This window comes from Nostoc sp. NMS7, from assembly GCF_017115085.1.
Lineage (GTDB): Bacteria > Cyanobacteriota > Cyanobacteriia > Cyanobacteriales > Nostocaceae > Nostoc.
The window spans coordinates 48,528-69,604 of record NZ_JABXKJ010000107.1 but is presented as its reverse complement, the minus strand read 5'-3'; the positions used below and the strand labels follow the sequence as shown (position 1 = coordinate 69,604).

20 protein-coding genes and 5 pseudogenes are annotated in these 21,077 nt (G+C 41.3%); 3 read left to right on the top strand and 22 right to left on the bottom strand.

Annotated features, from left to right (window positions below; translation table 11 throughout):
• Positions 1–128: 128 nt before the first annotated feature.
• The 3 genes and pseudogenes from msrA to HWQ38_RS11495 form a co-directional block, all read right to left on the bottom strand.
• The gene (gene msrA, locus HWQ38_RS11505; RefSeq protein WP_292793364.1) at positions 129–806 is read right to left on the bottom strand and encodes a peptide-methionine (S)-S-oxide reductase MsrA; all 678 of its coding nucleotides are present in this window, start codon (positions 804–806) and stop codon (positions 129–131) included.
• Positions 807–964: 158 nt separating this feature from the next.
• Positions 965–1,204: pseudogene (locus tag HWQ38_RS11500) on the bottom strand (hypothetical protein); the annotation flags it as partial.
• Between the two features lie 204 nt (positions 1,205–1,408).
• Complete coding sequence (locus tag HWQ38_RS11495; RefSeq protein WP_292793361.1) at positions 1,409–1,993, bottom strand: TetR/AcrR family transcriptional regulator; 585 nt, start codon at positions 1,991–1,993, stop codon at positions 1,409–1,411.
• A 140-nt stretch (positions 1,994–2,133) separates the two neighbouring features.
• Here HWQ38_RS11495 and HWQ38_RS11490 point away from each other — a divergent pair, with 140 nt between their 5' ends.
• Positions 2,134–2,637, top strand: a complete 504-nt coding sequence (locus HWQ38_RS11490) for an N-acetyltransferase (protein WP_292793358.1) — start codon at positions 2,134–2,136, stop codon at positions 2,635–2,637.
• A gap of 113 nt (positions 2,638–2,750) precedes the next feature.
• On the opposite strand, the gene HWQ38_RS11485 is transcribed toward HWQ38_RS11490, so the two are convergent.
• The 4 genes and pseudogenes from HWQ38_RS11485 to HWQ38_RS11470 form a co-directional block, all read right to left on the bottom strand.
• A complete protein-coding gene (locus HWQ38_RS11485; RefSeq protein WP_292793373.1) occupies positions 2,751–2,957 on the bottom strand; it encodes a 3-alpha domain-containing protein in 207 nt (68 codons plus the stop codon).
• Positions 2,934–3,245: pseudogene (locus HWQ38_RS11480) on the bottom strand (MOSC domain-containing protein); the annotation flags it as partial. The gene HWQ38_RS11485 and the pseudogene HWQ38_RS11480, both read right to left, overlap by 24 nt.
• Before the next feature lie 45 nt (positions 3,246–3,290).
• Positions 3,291–3,440: a hypothetical protein gene (locus HWQ38_RS11475; protein ID WP_292793355.1), complete on the bottom strand. Its 150-nt coding sequence runs from the start codon at positions 3,438–3,440 to the stop codon at positions 3,291–3,293.
• An 89-nt stretch (positions 3,441–3,529) separates the two neighbouring features.
• Positions 3,530–4,849 carry a 2Fe-2S iron-sulfur cluster-binding protein gene (locus tag HWQ38_RS11470; RefSeq protein WP_292793353.1) on the bottom strand — a complete coding sequence of 440 codons (1,320 nt, stop codon included), beginning with the start codon at positions 4,847–4,849 and terminating at the stop codon, positions 3,530–3,532.
• An 824-nt stretch (positions 4,850–5,673) separates the two neighbouring features.
• Between HWQ38_RS11470 and HWQ38_RS11465 the strand changes: the two genes are divergently transcribed.
• Entirely contained in the window at positions 5,674–6,951 is a 1,278-nt protein-coding gene (locus HWQ38_RS11465; protein ID WP_292793370.1) for an ATP-binding protein, read from the top strand.
• A 304-nt stretch (positions 6,952–7,255) separates the two neighbouring features.
• Here HWQ38_RS11465 and HWQ38_RS11460 read toward each other — a convergent pair.
• The 4 genes and pseudogenes from HWQ38_RS11460 to HWQ38_RS11445 form a co-directional block, all read right to left on the bottom strand.
• Positions 7,256–7,573, bottom strand: a pseudogene (locus HWQ38_RS11460) (sodium:proton antiporter); the annotation flags it as partial.
• A gap of 205 nt (positions 7,574–7,778) precedes the next feature.
• Positions 7,779–9,122 (bottom strand): SCP2 sterol-binding domain-containing protein, encoded by a 1,344-nt coding sequence (locus HWQ38_RS11455; RefSeq protein ID WP_292793350.1) that lies wholly within the window; start codon positions 9,120–9,122, stop codon positions 7,779–7,781.
• A gap of 129 nt (positions 9,123–9,251) precedes the next feature.
• Entirely contained in the window at positions 9,252–9,674 is a 423-nt protein-coding gene (locus tag HWQ38_RS11450) for an ester cyclase (protein ID WP_292793347.1), read from the bottom strand.
• 46 nt (positions 9,675–9,720) lie between these two features.
• Positions 9,721–10,191, bottom strand: a complete 471-nt coding sequence (locus HWQ38_RS11445) for an isoprenylcysteine carboxylmethyltransferase family protein (RefSeq protein ID WP_292793345.1) — start codon at positions 10,189–10,191, stop codon at positions 9,721–9,723.
• Between the two features lie 76 nt (positions 10,192–10,267).
• On the opposite strand from HWQ38_RS11445, the gene HWQ38_RS11440 reads away from it, so the two are divergent.
• A complete protein-coding gene (locus tag HWQ38_RS11440) occupies positions 10,268–10,411 on the top strand; it encodes a hypothetical protein (protein ID WP_292793343.1) in 144 nt (47 codons plus the stop codon).
• Positions 10,412–10,413: 2 nt separating this feature from the next.
• Here the strand turns inward: HWQ38_RS11440 and HWQ38_RS11435 are convergent, their stop codons facing one another.
• The 11 genes and pseudogenes from HWQ38_RS11435 to HWQ38_RS11385 form a co-directional block, all read right to left on the bottom strand.
• Positions 10,414–10,872, bottom strand: a complete 459-nt coding sequence (locus HWQ38_RS11435; RefSeq protein ID WP_292793341.1) for a MarR family winged helix-turn-helix transcriptional regulator — start codon at positions 10,870–10,872, stop codon at positions 10,414–10,416.
• A gap of 256 nt (positions 10,873–11,128) precedes the next feature.
• Positions 11,129–11,374 (bottom strand): annotated as a pseudogene (locus HWQ38_RS11430) (M48 family metalloprotease); the annotation flags it as partial.
• Positions 11,375–11,434: 60 nt separating this feature from the next.
• Positions 11,435–12,001, bottom strand: a pseudogene (locus HWQ38_RS11425) (DUF3611 family protein).
• Between the two features lie 411 nt (positions 12,002–12,412).
• The gene (locus HWQ38_RS11420; protein ID WP_292793339.1) at positions 12,413–13,759 is read right to left on the bottom strand and encodes a DUF2254 domain-containing protein; all 1,347 of its coding nucleotides are present in this window, start codon (positions 13,757–13,759) and stop codon (positions 12,413–12,415) included.
• Positions 13,756–14,763, bottom strand: a complete 1,008-nt coding sequence (locus HWQ38_RS11415; RefSeq protein WP_292793337.1) for a mechanosensitive ion channel family protein — start codon at positions 14,761–14,763, stop codon at positions 13,756–13,758. The genes HWQ38_RS11420 and HWQ38_RS11415 overlap by 4 nt, the downstream gene beginning before the upstream one ends.
• A gap of 235 nt (positions 14,764–14,998) precedes the next feature.
• On the bottom strand, positions 14,999–16,009 hold the full coding sequence (locus HWQ38_RS11410; protein ID WP_292793335.1) for a DUF389 domain-containing protein: 1,011 nt from the start codon (positions 16,007–16,009) through the stop codon (positions 14,999–15,001).
• A gap of 248 nt (positions 16,010–16,257) precedes the next feature.
• Positions 16,258–17,592: a two-component system sensor histidine kinase RppB gene (gene rppB / locus HWQ38_RS11405; protein ID WP_292793333.1), complete on the bottom strand. Its 1,335-nt coding sequence runs from the start codon at positions 17,590–17,592 to the stop codon at positions 16,258–16,260.
• Between the two features lie 45 nt (positions 17,593–17,637).
• Entirely contained in the window at positions 17,638–18,372 is a 735-nt protein-coding gene (rppA, locus tag HWQ38_RS11400) for a two-component system response regulator RppA (RefSeq protein ID WP_292793331.1), read from the bottom strand.
• Positions 18,373–18,448: 76 nt separating this feature from the next.
• Positions 18,449–18,724 (bottom strand): hypothetical protein, encoded by a 276-nt coding sequence (locus HWQ38_RS11395; protein ID WP_292793329.1) that lies wholly within the window; start codon positions 18,722–18,724, stop codon positions 18,449–18,451.
• Positions 18,725–18,734: 10 nt separating this feature from the next.
• Positions 18,735–20,102, bottom strand: a complete 1,368-nt coding sequence (locus tag HWQ38_RS11390; protein WP_292793328.1) for an NAD(P)/FAD-dependent oxidoreductase — start codon at positions 20,100–20,102, stop codon at positions 18,735–18,737.
• Between the two features lie 53 nt (positions 20,103–20,155).
• On the bottom strand, positions 20,156–20,683 hold the full coding sequence (locus HWQ38_RS11385; RefSeq protein WP_292793327.1) for a DUF2231 domain-containing protein: 528 nt from the start codon (positions 20,681–20,683) through the stop codon (positions 20,156–20,158).
• Positions 20,684–21,077 lie beyond the last annotated feature (394 nt).

The following is a 21,077-nucleotide window of genomic DNA, read 5'->3' as shown; positions in this document are numbered from 1 at the left end:
ATCACAATTCTATAGAGCAGAAGAGTATCATCAGCAATATCTGGAGAAGCATGGACGAGCATCTTACAGGATAGGCTAATCTTTCACTGGATTGAGGGGATGTTAAAAGTCGAATGCTGTAAATCCCCTTACTTGCTATACATATCAGGGAACTTTGCTTGAAGTTTAGCCAGTTTCGGCAAGTCATTCACTACCACATAGCGATCGCTCGGATGATGCACTATATAATTCTGATGGTATGCCGCAGCCTGATAAAAACCTTTCAAAGGATCTAATTCTGTCACAATCGGCTTGTCGAAGATTCGCGATTTGTTGAGTTGAGCGATATATTTTTGTGCAGCCTGTTTCTGCTCATCGTTAGCAAAAAAGATCGCCGAACGATATTGCTTACCTGAGTCTGGGCCTTGTCGATTTAACTCTGTTGGGTCATGCGCTACCAAAAAGTAGACTTTTAGAAGCTGATTATATGATATTTTTGATGGATCGTAGGTGATTTTCACAGATTCAGCATGATTAGTTAATCCAGCACTAACAATTGCGTAGTCTGCGGTTTTTGCATCGCCTCCAGAAAAGCCAGAAACGACATCAGAAACACCTTTGAGATGCTCAAAAACTGCTTCCATTCCCCAGTAGCACCCACCAGCGAAAACCGCTACTTGCTTTCCCTGCGGTGCAGCATTCGAGATATCAGTGGCGGGAGCAGAAAGTATCACACGAGATGCACTGTATAGGAGTACAACAGTCAGCGAAATGATGGACAAGTTGCGTAATAACTGGCGGGAGAGAGTAAAGTTATGAATTGACATGACGTTGTGAACTCCTTTATTTAATAGACCAAGAACCGAGTTTATTCAGCTATTTTGTCATTAGATAGCGATCGCCTTTAAGCCAATCCTCTACAATATTCTGAGAATAGAATCTTCACCATTCCAAAGAGCGATGTCTACGACGGGCTATTCGGCGTCGCAAAACAAAGCCGTTGATGATTATCAGAAATACCAAAAATCCCATCTTCACCCCAACGGTAGGCGCGAGAACGGGCTTGATCGTGGGTGAAATAGTCCCAGGCTGTACCATTGGGGCTGTAGTCTTCGCGTACTGTTCCCCACTGGCGATCGCTCAAATATGGCCCCCATCTGCGCCAATGGGCTATCTGATTTTGGGCTTCTGCTAATCTGATTTCTTCTTGGGTTGGAGTTGTCATCATCTCACCCTCTGCATATCTGCACTTTATTTTATTAATTTGCTATATTGAGTATCACGTTTTTATCAAAGATGGGGCTGATATTTTGATTAAAATTTGCTAGGTGAATTGATAAATAAAAATCTAGGATAAACTCAGGAAAAATTTATATTAGTTTTTATTATCAAAATCAATGATCATTCGATACTATCTGCTCGTCAGCGTTCAAGATGATGCAAGTATTGCATTGATATGTCGCCGCACAAGATATTTTTGTTGATCTGCGGAGAACTGCTCAGGACAAATAACAACACCAGTGCCAATGCCATCCACAAGGGCGATAAGTGCATTGGCTTCGAGGGTTAAATCAAGATCGGCTCGAATCAGCTTGGCTTTTTGTAAGTCAGCTAACTCTTGACAAATAAGCTGCCGTAGAAGGTCATAGCGTTTTCGGTGTTCCTGAACAAGGCGATCGCGCCCAATAGAATAGCCCAAAAATGCCACCCAAACCTTCCAATCAGCTTTGTCAATGTCCTCCAGAGGTAGAGCTACAAAAATCATTTGTGCTAGTCTGTCAATTCCTTGCTGTCCCTCGGCACAGATTTTCATGTCCTCTAGGACGTTTTCAAACACCTGTTCCAGGGCAAATAAGGTGAGTTCTTCTTTATCTCGAAAGTAATGGGTAACAACCCCAGTCGAAGAACCAAGTTCTTGCGCGATCGCCCGCATACTGGCACGATCCAATCCTTCACGGACAATCACCCGCCATGCCGCTTTCGTGACTTCAATACGGCGATCGTCATAACTCATAGCTTTCCTCGATTTACAGCAACATGAAACAAGTATCTTGACATCTTATCACAACAGTTGTTATGTTTTAATGCAACATAACAACTGTTGTAATATTTCCTTCAAAGGCTAACCTGTTTTACACACACACGGAGTTTGCGATGATTCGACCGACCATACCCAATGACACAACCGCGCTGATTGCCTTAGCCGATGCAACCGGACTGTTCCAACCGAACCAACTTGAGGAACTTGGCGAAATGCTATCCGATTACTTCGGTGGTATCAACGACAGCCATTCTCTACGAGACGGCAAAGCCGAACGCTTTTGGATTACCGACGACGACAAGGGGGCGGTGGGGGTCGCTTACTGTGAGATGGAACGGATGACTGATGAGACGTGGAATCTACAGTTGATTGCTATCCGACCCGACCGCCAAGGACAAGGACGTGGTGCAACCCTGCTACGCTACGTTGAGCAAACATTGATGGCACGCGGCGGGCGTGTGCTGCTGGTGGAAACTTCGGGTACGCCGGACTTCGAGCGCACACGAGCTTTCTACCGCAAGTGCGGTTATGAAGAGGAAGCACGGATACGCGACTTCTATCAAGCGGGCGCTGACAAAATCGTTTACCGTAAGGCGCTGTCTGCTCAGGAGCAGTAAGCGCCCGCTTGATGCGATCGCTGTGACAGATTAATCTCCTACATAACTCTGGAAAAATAAAATAATTTATACAGAGAATGGGTTACAGCTTTATTTTCTAACATTAATGAAATTCATCTTTTAAACTTCTCAATTTGCTGCTGAAAGTAATCTCGCCAGCCTGTAGGTAAAGCCTCAACTTGTACGGTGCGGTGTAACAGTTCTAGATCGTCTGTTTCCCGTGCATAAAGTCGGGTGATGTCAGCAACAGTGACATTATTTGAGTCTCGACTGATTAACGACAAAATATCACCATTTCCGACTTGACCCTCTTGCAGCACCGAAAAGTAGAACCCCGTTAGGCGGCTATCTAAAAACTGTTTAACTATATCAGCCCGTCCAAACTTGATTAAGAGTTTATAACAAGGCATTCGGGGTTGAGTTACCATTACCTCTGCGCTACCGATTTGGAAGCGATCGCCAATATTAACCTCATCTTCTAACAGCCCAACTGTGGTAAGGTTTTCACCAAACATTCCCCAGGGCAAATCCATGTCAGGTAACTTGCGCCGCCAATAGTCGTAATGCTCGAATGGATAAGCATAAACTGCTTTGTCTTTGCCTCCGTGGACACTTAAATCAGCTTGTCTATCCCCGTCTAAGTTGAGCGTTGGCTACGCCCGCCGTTCGCGTAGCGTCTCGCAGAGAAGGCATCGCATCATCACTCGTCCCTCAACTGGTTCTTTAAAAATCCCAGTTGTAACTGTTTTGCCCTTCCAAAGTACTTCACGGGGAAGTCCTACATTGACAGAGATAACTTGCACAATTTAATATCTCCTCTAATAAAATTTTATACCGATATTAAGCCTGATAGATAATATGCTTGATATTACTTGATTATTAGAGGAATTGATTAAATATCCAACACCAATTTTGCCGTTCCAGGTTGAGAAATACAAATCAACACTGAACCCTGATCAGTTGTTGCAGTTGGTTCTTCTTGATAAGCAACTGCACCTTCGCTGATTTTACACATACAAGTACCGCAAACACCTACACGACAACTAAAAGGTGGATTAATATCATTGGCTTCGGCAAATTCTAGGATAGTGCCATCACTAGGTTGCCATGTCAAAGTTTTGCCAGATTTAGCAAAGACAATTTCTGCAAATTTTTCATCTCCAGTTGTGCTAGGAGTTTGTTTCTCAGACTGACTTTTCATCGGTTTACCGAAAGATTCAAAGAATACTCTACTGTCAAGTACTCCCGATTCCTTTAATCCTTGCATTATGGACTGCATAAAAGATGGAGAACCACACAAAAAATACTCAGCTTCTTGTCTTACTAACTCTTGAATCAGAGCAGCATCAACATAACCAACACTGTGGTATTTACCTCTATCTTCAGGTGTAGGACGACTATAGCGAAAATGCACATTCAGATTATGATTTTGCCCTGAAATTTCCCTCACTTCATCCCGAAAAGCGTGAAAATTCCCGTCTCTAGCACCATGTACAAACCAAATAGGACGAGTAGGATTAAGAAGAGTACAAGCTTTCGCCATACTAATCATTGGCGTAATTCCCACACCATTGCTAACCAAGACTGCGGGGATAGATTTCTGCACATCTAAAACAAATTTACCGTTTGGTGGTTTCGCTGGAATTACTGAACCTTCTTGAATGCGATCGTGCATAAAATTAGATGCTATACCGGGCATAACATCTAATCCGTTCGGTGCAGGTTCCCGCTTAATTGAGAGGCGATAGTATTCACAGTTTTCAGGATAATCTGAAAGCGAGTAAGTACGAATTATAGGCTTATCCTGTCCAGGTATATCAAGTTTGATGGTTAAAAATTGACCTGGTTTAAAGTTGGGAATTTCCCCTTTATCTTCAGGTTGTAAATAGAAAGAAGTAATTTCTTCGCTCTCTTTCACCTTACGAACAACAACAAAATTTCGCCAATCTTGCCAAATATGACTATCTGATGCTTTGAGGTCTGGAGTAGATTTGTTTCCACTTGCTTTGCTTGTATAAACTAAGCCAAATACTGCACCACTAGCTGTTCCAAACAGTGAGGAATAGACACCAAATTGATAGGCAGATTTAGCTTTGGCATTGGTTACTCCAATTAGAACAGCAGCAGATAAGGTAATTACCGAACCAACTGTAGCTGCTGCGGCTATACTTCTGACTAATGGATTCTTAATTCTTCCCAGACTTTCTAGCATCGTTGTCTCCTATCTAAACTGATGTTTGTAAACCTGTGAAGTTGACCTTTAGGAGAATGAAGAAAGGTTCCAGGAGTTGACTTGCCTAACGGTTTCGCCTGAGTTGAAGACACGGGAACAGAGGCATTCACAGCTATAGGACTTTCATTAGCCTGGTTCTTTGAGACTTCGCGGACGCAGCCAACCATGACAAGAGAAGACAAGCCCAGTATTAATAAATGTCTTAATTTCATGATTTCAATTCCTCAATGTCTCAATCAGCAATATAGCTCTTGGCTTGAACTTTAAACTGATTATTGCTTAAATAATTTATCTAAGAATTATGAATAGATAAGGATTGATATCTAAAAAACTGATATTTCCCTTAGAAACTTCTTACAGATTTCTCAGCCAAATTTAAATTTTTATCTTATAAGTGATTAAATGTAAAAAAATATACGCCAGTTTGTCAGATATGCTTTTTCAAATCTATAGCCAGCCAGATATAGAGCAAAACTTCTGTATGGGCACAAGACCTTGTGTCGCTTCTGACTTCTACTATAACTATGTCATTGTGAATAAAGCAGACTAAAGTCAAGTTATCATAAGGCTATAGGATTGTTTCGCTTCACTGACCATAACCAACCTGATTTTCGCTTGCTATTTGTTGTATAAATTTACATTTATTTAAGTAAAAATTCATACTTTTTCTGCATAAATAGCACATTTATCTAGTAAAATTTCCCCATCAAAATTATTAGGATATCCAGAGTTAATACCTGGAAAATCCAATATTTAATATTTGATTTTTTAACTTATTTTGCTAAACCATGCAACAAGCATCCATGAGCAAAGCCAATGATGAAGAAATGTTGTTGCAACAGCCTTGGCAGCGCGAGCGGCAGATAATAGCACGTTTGTCCTCTTTGAACTATCGCACTGGTGAGATAGGTAGCTATTTACACAATATTGCCTGTGGAGTCAGCGAACTGATTGCAGTTGATTGGACGGTTGTTACCTTTTGCCAAGAAGGGTTTGAAACTGTTCTAGCTAGTAGTCTGGAAATGTCCGAAGATACACCTCGCGTTTATGCACTGCATGGTAGATTGATTGCTACAGTTTTGCAAATTGGGCGCACATTAGCTGTTGAGGATGCTGTGGCTAATCCAGAATATGGTAAACCTGCGCCAGGTTATCGAGCATATTTAGGTATACCTTTACAAACTACTGAAGGTCAAATCTTCGGTACTGTTTGCTCTTTTCATCGGCAAGCGAGAGAATTTACAAAAGAAGAAATCCAAATTGTGGAATTGTTCGCCGAACGTGCTGCTACTGCCATCGACCATTACCATCTTTACCAGCAGCAGTGCCAATTTAATCATATCCTGGAGACTGAGGTAGAAAAACGCACCGCAGAACTACAAGCAGCCCAAGCCAAGCTTTTAGAACAGGAACGACTGGCAGCTATTGGTGAATTTGCGGCGATGATTGTGCATGAAATTCGCAATCCACTAACAACAATGATTATGGGATTGAAGTATTTTAAGAAAACTGTTCTGACTGAAGCGGCTCTTGAGCGATTATCGTTGGCACTTAGTGAGGCTAGTCGGCTAGAAAATCTGCTGAGTGAAATTTTGCTTTATGCCAAACCCCAGGTATTGCAACTGTGTGAATTGGATGTGAATGAATTTATTTGTGAATTACTGATGCTAATGTGCGAGATGCCAGAAGCACTCTCACGGCAAATCGAATTTATTCCAGCGTTACCTACAGTCAAAATCTTAGGAGATAAAGATAAGCTAAAACAAGTGTTTATTAATATTGTCCGCAATGCTTGTGAGGCAGTCTCAGCCGGAGATGCGATTAAATGGGAAGTGGATAATTCGTCTCCTGATAAAATCTGTATTAATGTCTGCAATGGTGGTGAGCCAATTCCTTCAGAGGTTTTATCAAAGCTAATGCAGCCTTTCTTTTCCACAAAACCAAGCGGTACTGGGTTGGGGCTTGCCATTAGCAAACGTATCATCAATGCTCATGGTGGAGAATTATCTATTGAGTCTGACACTGTGATAGGTACTAAAGTGAGCGTTCAATTACCTCTGGTTGTTCTTGGGAGCCTTTAAACGGATAGCATTTTTGACGGCTGGAGCAAATGAAGACAGAACCTAAAGAGTTTACAATCTTGTTAAGTTGCGATCGCTTACAGGGGTTCTCACTTCAATGAGATACAAGAAGAAGTAATTAACCACAGATAAACATGAATCAACACAGATAAATTCGTACCTCAGCAGATTAGGAGACGCTATATACCATTTCACGAAATTATTGATACAAATCACTATTCTTGCTCCCCCTGCTTCCTCTGCTCCCCCTTGCAAGAATCTGTATCAATCTTAAAGTGAAACGGTATTACTATGCAGTATAGACTTATTCCCTCCCATCTGCTCTGTCATGGGTTGGTTGTAAAAAAGGTGACAGTTCTTTATTTAACTTACCTGCGCGGACAAACTCAGCGTAGGTATCAGCTTCAATTGCCAGCAGTTCCCCTCGCAGTTCTTCGGTTGTAAATTCTTGTAAATTTGGGTATTCATCAAGTAACTTATCAATTTCTTCTTGCAAACAGGTAATTTCACTTGAAAGTAGCGTCTTCTGGTAGTCATAAAACTCTGGCTGAATGCCGGGACGCTTTTGTGCTGTTTCTAAATATTCCAGCACCCTTTGGAGAGCAACTTGACGGGCAAGAGATTATCAAACTCCCAACATTTTACCCCGATGGATGCTGTACTTATAGCAATCTTATCTTGCACCGTAATATACTTCTTTGGTCTGAGAATCTAGAGACTGTCACCTTTTCTTTTTTTTCAGCAAGCCCTAATTATTCCCATTCCAGGCGATCGCTCGACAGACACGACCAAAAGCGATCGCCTCTCACCACATTTAACTGAATATTTCAGGCAGGAAAACATTTACCAAATGCCTGAAGTAGCTTAAGAGAACCACTAACCCGAATTTTACACCGCAGCAATGCCCAAATTAGGTTTTGTTCCTTGCCAAGAAAACCCAGCCAAGTTTTGCTATCTGCCGTGACAGAAATATCTGCTTTCCCAAGATGTCCTTCTTGAACTCGTACCATTTTATTTTGAATCGTCACTGTTGCACGACGAGACTCAGAACCAGTGAATGTGAAATGGTAAATTGCACTCAATCCCTCCGACCGATTGCGTTGAAATAACAATGGTAATCCAAAGAGAAATCCTTGAATCGATTGAGGACGAATGCCACTGCTCACAAGCTTCACCGTTTTATTGGGAAAATGTTTGGTAACATAGTTTTCGGCATCCGATCCCGGTACCACATAGATGGTTTCGGTTTTGTCCTGCAATGGCTTGACCACATCTTTAATAAATGCTTTGCGATCGCTCAAGAATGGGGCAATTACATCCTCTCCCGCCGGACATGCCGCAATACAGTAGGCTGCTTTGTAGTTCGGCTTGAAAGACAAGCTTTGCCACATTGAGGCTGATTCAGAAGCACTGACTTTTTTTCGATAATCACTAGCACTTTTGCTGTCAGCGATCGTCTCTGTCCAATCTGTGAATCCGCCCATGAACTCGCGGTAATTATGAGTGTAACAAGCTGAAAAGCTAAAACTACCGTCAGCCCCGATCGCGCCTACAGGACAAGCCGCAACACACAATTTACACTCAATGCAGGGATTGTAATCGATCGGGTGGGCGTACTCCGTTACTTCTGTATCGATTAAAACTGTACCGAGGGCAATGAAATTACCAAACTTAGGATGAATCACATTTCGATGAATTCCTATGTGTCCTAATCCTGCTTCAACAGCCACAGGTTTATGAGATATAACCCAGGCTTTTTTGTCTGGATAACGATCCATTTCCATTGGGAATGCCACTGACGGATTCAAGGCTCGGACACCAATCTGCGCGAATGCTTTGACGAGGTTTCGAGCTACTTCATCTGCATGGTCGTAATTGGCATGAAATTCCAGATTAGCGATTGATCGCGCTGGAGTGCGAACGTTTTCCCGATTCATGCAGCAGACAAAGCTAATCAATGTTTTGGTGGGTGGAAATACTGCCAGAATTTCGGCATGTTGGTCGGCGATCGTGGGTCGATAAATTTCCACAAATCCTACATCATCAGCACCCGCATCCAAACAAAGTGTTCGGAGTGAATCAGAATTCAAAGCGACTGTGCTTGTTTTTGGGTTGTTTGTAGACTGCTCACGCCACCATCTCACGGTAGGATGGTTATCAAATTTAGCCATAGAAGCCTCTAGCGTTGATAACTATAAATCTGTATAGATTTTGGATTTTGGCTAACTCATAGTTTTTATATCAAGCAGTAGCAATTGCAGTGTTTGACATTTTTGTTGTCCAAAAAGCATTACTACAGTTCAAGATTGAAGTTGCTGCATCAGACCTGCCGCGTCGGAAACAGACCAATGCTCGGCGATCTTGCCATCTTGAACACGATCAATTCGGATCACTGATGTTGAGATGGTTTTGCCTGTTGGTGGAATGCCGTAGAATGCGCCACTGTGTCTGCCTTTGCTTACGATATATGTAACAACCCGATTTCCTTCCGCAACCTGCTGCATGATTTCAATCTCGATGTCGGGGAAAGCAGAGAAAAAATCATCAAAGAACGAATCGTGATAGACCCTAAGCGCGTCAAGTCCTCGATTTTCTGACCCTGGCATTGCGTGATTGATACAATCTTCTGTCCAAAAGTCTTTCAAAGCAGCAAGGTTTCGACCGTTCCAAACTACTTGAATAAAGTTCTGGATAATCTGCTTGTTTTTATTGATGTCGCTCATCAGCTTTTCTCCATAGAGTAATTTTCAATTGGTTTGAATGGGTAATTTATACCCAGCGACGCACTCGTGCCTTGTAGCGTAAGTATTCATCGCCAAATTTACGCTCCAAGTAACTCTCTTCGCGCTGAACAACCCCGATTTGCACAATAACTAAAAGGGGCAATAATAGTAACAATGCCCAGAGCGCACTAAATAGCAACGCGATGCCGATGTAAAGCAGAGTCAGAGACAAATAAATTGGGTTGCGACTTAACCTAAAAACTCCGTCCGAAACGATCGCTGTTGTCGGACGTGAAGGGTTAACCTCTGTCTGGGCGCGATTCATCGTCCGAAAAGCTGAAGTTACTATCAAACCCGCGCAAATAATCGCTAATACTCCCAAAACTAGTGCTACCGATCGCGATAAAAAGTCGATTGGAAACACGAAACTAAGTACTAATCCGATTAATAATGTTCCAGCATAGAGTGCTGGCGGAAAAGCAATTACTCCAGGATTATCCGACATGCCCTCTTCCATGATGACCTACCTTTTTGTAATGATTTTGCTAATAATGCTATGAGAGGAAAGATGATAGCCCTGAACTTCTGCCACCATGTCATCGGCGCGCTACGTCCGCAATCGTTTTCATGTTGCTGACTCCTTGACACGAGGTGCCGATGATTTATTTGAATGCTTATCATCAACTGCCAACATAGAGAAATTAAGTGCATATACACTTTTTGGAGAAAAATTTTAGACTTAACGCAAGAGTGCTGTTGCTTCCACTAAATGCGCCAACAAAGTGTTCCATCGTTGCTGTCCAAGCGCTGTCTCAACCATGCTTTGAGCCTGTTTCCACAATGGTAAAGCTTTCGCTAAGACAGCTTCTCCGGCTTCGGTCAAGGCAATGATACGAGTTCGCTGGTCTTGTCCAGGTTTGGATTTTAACCATTCTTCGCGTTCAAGGGGCTTGAGATTCCTGGTTAAGGTCGTGCGATCCATCACTAGCATCTCCGCTAACTCGTTGACCGTGGCTGATTTTGCGATCGCTACAGCAGCCAGAATGGTGAACTGAGTCACTAGCAATCCGCTCGGCTTGAGTACTTCATCAAAGTGTTGTGTCATAACACGAGAAGCCTTTCGGATATTGAAACAGGCGCACGCTGAACCCACTTGATCTAGAAGATCGGTATTGATTGGGTTAGTGTGTTTATCCATAAATTAAGTGTATATGCACTTAATTTTGATGTCAAGTGGCTGCATGAAATTTTCTGCTCACTCTCAGGCTAAAAACATCCCTGTTGGAACTCTGGTAAGGCAATACTACCTATGTCATTAATTTTCTCTTAGTCCGCACAGGCGGACGAGAGTTTGTGTAGCCACTGTTAGAAACGACGACGGCGCACGGGTGCTATATTACTGCGTAAAGCTTGCCACGTCAGCGCTCCTACTCTACCATCACCAACTATTCTGTGCGATCGCTGGTTGCAGGGTGAGTACTCAAAAATGTTGGCACTGAAGGCTGGTTGAGTAACTTTTGCATAAAAGCAATCATGGCAGATTGAGCATAACCAGCACATCCTAAAGTCTTCAGTCCTCTTCGATCGGCTTCAAATTTATCTTGGCGACTGTGGGGACGACGTAATGCCAAATTCACCCCAATCTGGACTGCTGTGCTGCGTTCTAATCCGGCTGCTGTGGCAAAACCACGAGCGATCGCTGAGATAGATTAGTAATTCTATAGCCATAAGTTAGGAAAATCAAATCAATGCTGCACCTCTTACTCTTCCAACCAATAGAGTAGACCAAGAGAGGTAACTCCACCAAAAAAGTGAGCGCCAATCATGTTTACATTTGCTAACATGACAAAAATATCTAGCGAACGAATTACATTTTATGGTTGATAAATTGCGACGCCTTGAGGTTGTGCTACTGCTTTTCCCAATATAACTGTAACCGTCACTTCCGAAGCAAGAAAAGCTATTAATAAGCCTATTAAACTCACAAGCAATCCAATTTGTAAACTTTTAATTACGTCTTCTTTTTTGGGATGGTTTTCAGAATTTGGTGTTTGTAAAAGTTTAGCCATTTTCCGATAACGGACAGCCCAATATACTCGAAAGCACAGCAATAAAATACCAACAATAGCCAAAAATATCCCAAACCCTATACCTGCATTGTTTGTTTGAGTGGTAATACTACGACTAAAGCATGACAAGAATACAGCGATGCCAGAAACACCACCAAGTACTAACTGCACCCAAAAACTAATTCGACTTACTAAACGAAAGATTGCAGCAAATTCTTGTTTTTTTGGTGGATGTGAAAATTGTTCTATATCTAACATATATACCTCCTAAGTAGATGATTTAAGGGAATGTAGAAAATTGGAATTTATTTATTCCTCTTCTTTACCTGCTATACTAAACCTTTAGTTAAGCATCAGAACTTTACTTTTAAATCCAGGTTAGAAGCCTAAATTTCGCGTAGTAAGCATAAATAAAATGCTAGTAATAACGACTGCTATTCTTGACTTAGAAAGGAAGAGTTTCAAGCTTTTTAGTAGACGGATTCAGCATACGATGAAGATCCTTTTTTATTGTAGAACATTTATCAAGTGTTTTAAATATATGTCTCAGTTTGTGAATTGTTTGCCTCTGCATTACGATTTATCCAATTTCGCAACGCCCAAAAACTAATTAAAGCTGCTAATCCAGCCCCCAGAGAGTCCATAATTAAATCATCCAATTTAGAAGTTTCATTTTTTTCTTTCAGCTAATATCTGATTTTTTAAAGCTTGAATCGCATTGTCATATTGCTTTTGCACATCCTGGCGGTCTAGTTCTTCTGGTAAACCCTCTTGACTACCGCGCAAAATCATCTCTGCATGACGCTGTAAAACTACTTGGTATTTGGGATTGTTAGTGTAAGTTGCAACATTAGCGATCGCTTCCAATAAACGAATGGTTACTGATGCATCAGATCGTGCATATTGCCGAATTCCATTAAAGGCACTATCAACCAATCCCTCAAATGTTACCCCAAAAGCGATCGCACGTAATTTATCATCTTCATCGTAACGGTAGGGTGAAGGAAAATTTTTTTGAGCTAAACGGGACAGTCCCGCTCCTAGTCTATCAACACAGCGAATTGCGGTAAATGGGTCATTAATTCCTGGAGAAAGCGCACGTAGGGCAATTTCTACTAACTGATCGATGGGAAACTCGATATCTTGCTGTTCGCTACGTTCTTTACCCAAAATAAAGGCATCATTGATTTGTTTGGTTAATTTTTGGTTCACAAATTCACCAGGAAAAACCATAACTAAATCACTGTCCTTAACAACAAATTTTCCCGGTCGAGACTCGACGCGCAGTAAAAGATTGTGTTTTCGGGCAATTTTCATCAATCCTTCGTCGTCAATTGCTTGTATATAACCATTATTATTAACTTTTACAGGACTTGCAGCGAAGTCAAAATTTTCAGGTATTTCTGCAACTTCTTGTTTAAATGGGACGCTACGCCCAATTTTTTTGGGAAACAAGCGATCGATGGCTTTATCTAAGTCATCACTAACGTTTTCGATGATATGTGAAGCTTGAATTATTGTAGAAGCATGATCGATAAAATAAATCAAAACTCCGATGCTAATAATTGCGAGTAAAATACCGCATGTAACCGAAACTTGCGGTACAAACTGACTATATCCATCTCCGTCACCATGAATAGTCCGAAGTATGAGCAAGCAGTAGATAAACGTACTTATAAATGTGCCAAGCACAAGTTGATTACCAGTGTCCTGCATGAAATTACGCAGTAGACGGGGGCCAAAATTGGAAGCAGCTAACTGAAGCGCCACGATTGTAATTGAAAAGGCAGTAGCAGCAACGCTAATCATTGAACCTGCAACTGCTCCTAAAAGCGATCGCGCTCCATCTGCTCCACCAGTGTAGCTCCACCAATAATTAATATTTGCTTTACCTGTGCGATCGAGCATTAACATTGTAAATGCCAACGCAGTGGTAAGTATAGCCATAATTGAGGGAATGAACCAGTAACTTGAGTGGAGCGTATCCCAAAGTTTGCTCAGTTTGACATTTTTCATGTTTCGTTATTGACCGTTGTAGAATCTACTTTACTATTGCCATCATCTTGCTTTTGAGCAAGTAACCTGAGTGAACTGCTAATGCTGCGAGGCTTTGGTATTTCACCTTTACCAGATGGCCAACCTTCACGCTGACGGGAGCGATCGCCATCTATCTCTTCTGTCTGGTCATGGAATAAAATTTGCTGTGTGGGAAAAGGCAAATCAATGCCATTTTCAACTAAGGTTTTCTTAATTGCAGACAGCACTTTGTCCCTTGATGCGAGGTCATCTGCACGTCGTGGCGGGTTGATCCACCAACGAATGCGGATATTAACGGTACTTTCGGCAAGTTCCATGAGCAGCACATCAGGAGCAGGATCTTTCAGTATTTCCGGCACACTATGCAATGCTTCAAGCATTAACTCCTTGGCTCGGTCTATATCATCGCCGTAACCAATACCGACATCATACTGTAGTCGGCGACTTTCAAAGGCAGTGTTTACAGTTACCGAATTAGTGAACAATTCTGAGTTAGGAATGACAATGCGACGACCATCGTAAGTTCTAATTGTTGTCGCTCGTGTCTCAATATTTTCTACAGTTCCTTCAAAGCCTTTAAAAACTATTTGGTCATTGATTTGGAACGGCTCTGTCAAGAGGATCAGAATCCCAGCCAAGAAGTTTTGCAGAATGTCACGAAAGGCAAAGCCGATCGCTACGCCGCTAATCCCCAGTAGTTGTATCAAATCTCCGGCTCGGAATGTCGGTATTACAATCGACAAAGCCACAAATAGCCCGATTAACAGTATTGTACCTTGCGCCAAGCGTCCCAGTACTAGTCCTAGATTCCGAGCTTGGTGGCGATCGCGAGTCAATCGTTTAACTACTCTCTTAATCGCTCTAGCCACCGCGAAGAAGATTGCAAAGACAATCAATGCCAGCACGATATTCGGCAGTAGGACAATGAATCCGTTAATCATTCCCTGAATTCTATCCCAGAGTGCGGATATATCTGCATTCATGATCTTACTTGCTTAATTAGTCAACTTTAATAACTATATAAAAAAATCCTGATATCTAACTCCACCTTTAGTTCGTTTTTCCTATCTATAAATAGGATGAAAAATTTATTTTAGGGCAAGATAATAGGATTTTAGATATTAGATATAGGAGTGAAAATGAATGTAGAGACGTAGCAGTGCTACGTCTCTACAAGGATTCTGAATAACGCATATTTAAATTCGGTCGATATCTATTTTATTTGTGAGGATAATCTGATTTTTCTCCTCTGACTTCTTTCACTTGACTAACTTCAAAAATCAGGGAAAAACGTTGCCTAGTTTCTTTTTCAAGAAACGCTTCTAAAAGGCTTACTTGCTTTGATGTTACAGGTTCTTGTGCGCTAACACTCAAGCGAACTTGAGGCGGATTACTCAGCCAATTAGTATCAGTTTTCAGTAGTTCCAAACGTTGAAAAGTTACAGTTCGGTTCAGCAGTGCCTTTCTCAAATGGGTTTCGAGTTCTGCTTGTCTAACTAATTGGGTAAAGCTCACAGTTAAAGGTATCAGTAAAGCACCTGTTAACCCCAATGCCCATAGCAGTGCTTTTTGGGCGCGATCGACAGGAGAATAACCGGTGAATAAAAATGTCAGCATACAAGCAAGGCTAATACCCAAAAGATTTGTTAGGTAGAGCAAAGTCGCTCCTAAGCTGAGTGACAAGTTAAATTTTGCTAGACCTAAACCGATGACGCAAATTGGGGGCATAAGGGCAACAGCTATTGCCGTCCCTGCCACACTAGCAGAGATTTTTGAATTTACCTTAGCGTAGCCACTAATACCACCTGCTGCGACTGCAATACCCAAATCAAGCAGGTTAGGTTTGGAGCGAGATAGCACTTCACTGCCGAAACTAGGTAGATTAACGATCCAACCTATACTGCAAGAAATTACAAGTGCTAGTAATGTGCCTAAGAATACTGCTATTACGCCTTTACGAAATAGGTTGATATTTCCAATTAATGCACCAAAGGCTAAACCTCGAATTGGCAACATCAGAGGTGCGATAATCATTGCGCCGATAATTACAGCAGTGCTATTGGCAAGTAGACCAAATGTAGCGATCGCACATGAGCCAATAATCAAAACCAAATATGTTGCGTCGAGACTAGACTCTTCCAATAACTCATGTACCAACTGTTTTAGTTGTGATGGTTCAACCCTTTTGCGCTTAAAACCCCTAAAGCGATTGCGAATATTATTTATCAAAACTCCTCCAAATCAAATGATTTTAGATTCTGGATTTTAAACAAAAGCTTTAAGTAAGTCGGTGTAATTAAAGCTAACTGGCGGTGACTGTCATTAGTCATTAGTCCTTTGTCATTGGTCATTGGTAAGGGTTTTAAGCATATTTATGTTTCGTAATATAATTTGGTTCATTCCCACCAACTTACTTAGCATAGAATATCGTTATCAAGATAAATAATGCACTAGATAGCAACATTTATTTCCAGAAATCACGATGAAAGAGGAAGTCGAACTGTAAATGTACTACCTAGCCCAGGTTGACTTTGAACGTGAATATTGCCTTTATGCGCTCTGGCGATTGCGATGGCGATCGCTAATCCCAAACCCGAACCGCCAGAGGTACGAGAGCGATCGCGATCTACTCGGTAGAAGCGATCAAAAATTCGCTGTTGATGTTCAACAGCAATACCAATTCCTGTATCTTGAATTTTAATCATGGCGTAAAGCTCACTTTTTTCCAAAAAAACCGTAACTTTCCCACCGCTAAATGTAGCTTGAATTGCATTAGAAATTAAGTTGGAAATTAAGCGATAAAGCTGTTCTTCATTTCCCATCACATACAGTTTTTCTAGGATTTGTACCTGTTTAGAGAGATTGACTTTAGTTTCTACTGCCAAAAATGCTAATTCCTCAATTAAGTCGCTAATTAAATCATTCAAACAGCAAGACTGATATTCTCCTGTTAGTTCTTTTTGGTCTATCCTCGTTAATAACAGCAAATCTCCTACTAATTGTGATAGTCGCCGATTTTGGCGTTTGAGTACATCTAAAATTCCACCATTGGATTTTGGTTCTTGCTGTAACTTGATAGCAGCTTCAATAGTAGAGTACATTGCTGCTAAAGGTGTGCGAAACTCATGGGCAGCATCAGCAGTAAATTGTTGCATTTGTTGGTAGGAAAGATATACAGGTTGCATTGCCCTTCCTGCCAACCACCAACTAGACAAACCAACGAAAATCATGGAAATTGGCAATCCCAACACCAAAGCTAATCTTAAATAAGCAATATGTTGGTCTAAATCAGTGATACTACGCGCCACTTGTAGATAACCCGAAACCTGTTTTTGAGTATACAAAGGTAAAGTGATTTCGCGGTATCGAGCGCCAGAAGAATCTGTTAATATTTGCCAATGCTGTAATTCTGAGGTAATCGGTAAATTGTCAAATTCCATACCTCCACTAGCAAAAAGTTTTCCTGAGCGATTCAATAAGCGTATATAGTAATTAACTGGATTCGCCGCCTCTGTGATTGATTTTTTAATAGCTGTTGTTTTAGGCAAACAATTTGTCTGAGCCACACATAATTCTAAAGAAAATTCTTTATTCAGGCGTTGTAATTGTCCGGGTTGCTGCCAAGCCGGTTCAATACTTTTATGGAGTGCCTTTGCGACTGATTGCAATCCCTGGTCTATGGTTTCATAGTAGGCATGGGCAACCACACTATAAACCCCCAAACTAGATAGCCCTAAAATACCGCCCATGACGAGGGTATACCAAGCTGCCAGCCGCAACCGAGTCTGGTGGAAAATGGGGTTGCGTTCCATATTTCTATAACCTTGGTGAAAGTGTCGCTGTCGAGTTAGCAGAAATCATCTGCTTATTTCCGCAGCTGGAATATTGAGACGATAGCCCACACCATAAACAGTTTCAATTAAAGATTCGTTCTCTTCTTCTCCTAATTTGCGTCTCAATAAGCGAATTTGTGCTGCTACGACATTACTAACTGGTTCTGCACCAATTTCCCAAAGCTGATTAATAATTTGGTCGCGGCTGACAATTTGGTTAGGATGTCTCATGAAATATTCCAGCAATTGAAATTCCTTGACAGTTAAAGAGAATATTTGATTTTCACCGTGACCATACTGACGAGTAAGTTGATGAGTGCTGTAATTGAGCGTCAGGCAACCTACTTGTAAGCGTCGGGGTTGGACTTGAGGTGTCAGCGTTACTCCTACGTAAGAAGATCGCCGTTGTAATGCCCGCAATCTTGCCAGCAGTTCTGCCATATCAAAGGGTTTAACCAAATAATCATCTGCACCGCTATCTAGACCAATAATCTTTTCCTCCATTCGGTCTTTAGCCGTTAGCATTAATACAGGTAGAGTTAATTGGCGCGATCGCAACCATTTACACAACTCTATCCCCGATACTCCAGGCAGCATCCAATCAAAAATCGCAAGTGTGTACTCAGTCCAGCCAGTTTCTAAATATTGCCATGCCTGAGTACCATCTAGAAACCAGTCAACTATATACGCCTCATGGCTCAGGACTTGTTTGATTGCTGCACCTAAATCTGCTTCATCCTCAACTAATATCAGCCGCATAGTCAACCCAGTGCTAAAAGCCTTCTTTAATTACGCTTTCACGAAAAAGTGAAATAATTATGAAATTCTTATTCTACTAAAGAAATAAATAAGAATTAATGCCGTCTAGCAGTTGGGCAACTATAAGCTCAATTTGGATATGTGCAATATCACAACTTTTCCAGGCACTCGGCATTGGGCGGCCTTTTCCAGGCACAATATAGTCTAACAGTTCAATTCCCACACCATCTTCAACAGGTCGCAATGCTGTAATCTTGACTTCTGCTCCTGGTAAATTATCCAAGCGAGATTGGGTTGCACGCCAGTTGAGACTGCGGCTATCAATATGCATTCCCAGGAAGCTTTTTGCCACTCCCCAATCCTTATTTATTTTTCTCCTCGTCTCCCAACATTTTTAATAATTTTCTGGCAACTAAAACACCTACAACTCCTGCACCAACTACTTCCACTGCTTGCACGACTTTTTTACCTACATCGTGAGGGTCAAGGTGGTGATGAAAAATCTCTTCATCCACCCATTCAGTTGTTGCTTTAAAGTCATGAATTGGTGTTGGCAATAGCGTTAAATAAGTGCCTTGACGGATTAAATGCCCAGATTCGCCTGCAACTTCAAAAACATTGAAAAGGTTAGCAGCAGCATCATTTAACCCCAATTTTAAGAGAGTTCCGCGTATATTTACCTTTGCTGGTTTGAGTTCTTCTCCTAGAGCGATCGCTTTCAAATTCTGGGCAATATTGGCTCCTTGCTGATAAGCAACTTGGGCTGTAGGTGGTAGCGAATTATCCTGAACTGCTGCACAATCACCGCCTGCAAAAACTTCTGGAAAGTCGAGCAGTTGCATAGTGGGAGTGACTAAGGGACGGTTATGATGATCCCGATGTTCTTTGGGAATTGGTAAGTCTTGAATCAGTGGATGAGTGGAAGTACCAGCAGTCCAAATAGTGGTGTATGTTGGCAGTATGTTAACTTGATTATTGCTCTTATATTCAATTGTATTGGGGTAAACAGCAGTAGCTTCTGCTCCCATGAGAATTTCAATTGGTATAGTCCGTTTTTGTAATTCTTTCTCCGCAATTGGACGTAGTGGATCGTTAATATCGCCATCAAGGATTTTTTGACCATGATTGAGAAGAATCACCCGAATTTCAGCAGAATTTCCTCCCAAAGCGCTATACCAATGTGGGAGAAAATCAGCTAAAGTTGCCGCCATTTCTACACCAGAAGCACCACCACCAACTATGACTACTGTTAATAGTTTTCGACGTTGTTCTACATCTTCAGTTTGGATAGCTTTTTGCAAACAGTCGCGTAAATGACGATCAAGAGCGATCGCATCTGCTTGCGTCCAGAAAGGAAAGGCATTTTCTCTAGCACCTTCAACTTGATGATAGCCAGTAACACTGCCCAAAGCTAATACTAAGTTGCTGTAATTGTAAGAGTTTCCCGAAGCTAATTTGACTGCCTTTTGATGCAAGTCTATCGATTGCACTGCATCTTGAACAAAGATAACACCGCTACCTTTAAGTAATTCCGAAAAACGCGGGACTACTTGAAAGCTATCCATCTCACCATCGAAATATTCATATAGTAGCGGCTTAAAGCAAAAGCGCTCGTCTTTATCTATCAATATAACAGAGCGAGGATAATTTTCGTGAGCTAGGTGTAAGGCTGTAAATAATCCCGTAAAGCCGCCGCCGATAATCACAGTTTGATAAACTGGGCTGTTCATAGAATCCCTCGAAAATCTTGTTAAATTATGATGTTTTATTAATGAAAGCTATGCTAGATGAATAAAAACAAAGCTATCAAAATAGCGGTGAGGAACACAGCAAATCCAATAGCATATTCAACTCGGCGACTAAAAAATCCAACAGCAGCAATTAGAGCGATCGCTAGTCCAATAATGCCAACATATTGCTCTTTTTGTAACCCCCGTGCAATTAGTGGATCTTTACCTGGTGCTGGAGTTTCTTGAATTGCTTTTGAGGCGTATTGATCAAGGGATTCAACGTATACATCTGTTTCCATTAAGGCAAAGTAAGTACCGCTAATCAGTGTTGATTGGGCTGCTGTCTGGACTTTTGCTAGTCCGGCTTCAAACTGGCCAAAGATAATCGCTAAGAAAATTGCGATCGCAGCAACAAACATATTCCAGAAACTCACCTCAAATAAACGCACATTGCGGCTAAAATATCCCACTACATCGCAAAAGAAAGAAAAAAACACCATCGCAATCACAAAGTGAACGATAATTGGGTGCAAAGGATCGGGGTACGGTAGATTCTGGCTATTGAGAGGTAAGGCAGACATCGTTTTTTCCTTGGGATGTCAGGATCTGTGATTACTTAGATATTTTGTAAAAATAGGATTCAGTATTGAATGTTTGAAGATTTTTAATTTTGCAGATGCTGACAACATTTAGAATTCCTAACAATTAATATCTAAAAGATAGAGCAAAAAGCTACTATCTTAGGGATGAATTATCCAAAAATAAATTATGGTTTCCTGTAAGCTAAATTCCTCCAATTTATAATTCTAATAAATTTATTTATGGGGTTTTCCCCCTGCCCCCTGATCCCTGCCCCTTTTCCTCTTCATTGACTTCATCCTTTAAAGATTTCATCCAATAATGAAATCGTGATGAAATTTTTATAGCTCTTTCGGTAGAGATATTTATTATTCCAATGGCTAGAAGCGTTCATTC

Excerpts from the sequence above, each read along its gene's own strand:
- msrA (WP_292793364.1), bottom strand. The coding sequence starts at position 806 with ATGTCAATTCATAACTTTACTCTCTCCCGCCAGTTATTACGCAACTTG.
- HWQ38_RS11495 (WP_292793361.1), bottom strand. The coding sequence starts at position 1,993 with ATGAGTTATGACGATCGCCGTATTGAAGTCACGAAAGCGGCATGGCGG.
- HWQ38_RS11490 (WP_292793358.1), top strand. The coding sequence starts at position 2,134 with ATGATTCGACCGACCATACCCAATGACACAACCGCGCTGATTGCCTTA.
- HWQ38_RS11470 (WP_292793353.1), bottom strand. The coding sequence starts at position 4,849 with ATGCTAGAAAGTCTGGGAAGAATTAAGAATCCATTAGTCAGAAGTATA.
- HWQ38_RS11465 (WP_292793370.1), top strand. The coding sequence starts at position 5,674 with ATGAGCAAAGCCAATGATGAAGAAATGTTGTTGCAACAGCCTTGGCAG.
- HWQ38_RS11455 (WP_292793350.1), bottom strand. The coding sequence starts at position 9,122 with ATGGCTAAATTTGATAACCATCCTACCGTGAGATGGTGGCGTGAGCAG.
- HWQ38_RS11450 (WP_292793347.1), bottom strand. The coding sequence starts at position 9,674 with ATGAGCGACATCAATAAAAACAAGCAGATTATCCAGAACTTTATTCAA.
- HWQ38_RS11445 (WP_292793345.1), bottom strand. The coding sequence starts at position 10,191 with ATGGAAGAGGGCATGTCGGATAATCCTGGAGTAATTGCTTTTCCGCCA.
- HWQ38_RS11440 (WP_292793343.1), top strand. The coding sequence starts at position 10,268 with ATGTCATCGGCGCGCTACGTCCGCAATCGTTTTCATGTTGCTGACTCC.
- HWQ38_RS11435 (WP_292793341.1), bottom strand. The coding sequence starts at position 10,872 with ATGGATAAACACACTAACCCAATCAATACCGATCTTCTAGATCAAGTG.
- HWQ38_RS11420 (WP_292793339.1), bottom strand. The coding sequence starts at position 13,759 with ATGAAAAATGTCAAACTGAGCAAACTTTGGGATACGCTCCACTCAAGT.
- HWQ38_RS11415 (WP_292793337.1), bottom strand. The coding sequence starts at position 14,763 with ATGAATGCAGATATATCCGCACTCTGGGATAGAATTCAGGGAATGATT.
- rppB (WP_292793333.1), bottom strand. The coding sequence starts at position 17,592 with ATGGAACGCAACCCCATTTTCCACCAGACTCGGTTGCGGCTGGCAGCT.
- rppA (WP_292793331.1), bottom strand. The coding sequence starts at position 18,372 with ATGCGGCTGATATTAGTTGAGGATGAAGCAGATTTAGGTGCAGCAATC.
- HWQ38_RS11390 (WP_292793328.1), bottom strand. The coding sequence starts at position 20,102 with ATGAACAGCCCAGTTTATCAAACTGTGATTATCGGCGGCGGCTTTACG.
- HWQ38_RS11385 (WP_292793327.1), bottom strand. The coding sequence starts at position 20,683 with ATGTCTGCCTTACCTCTCAATAGCCAGAATCTACCGTACCCCGATCCT.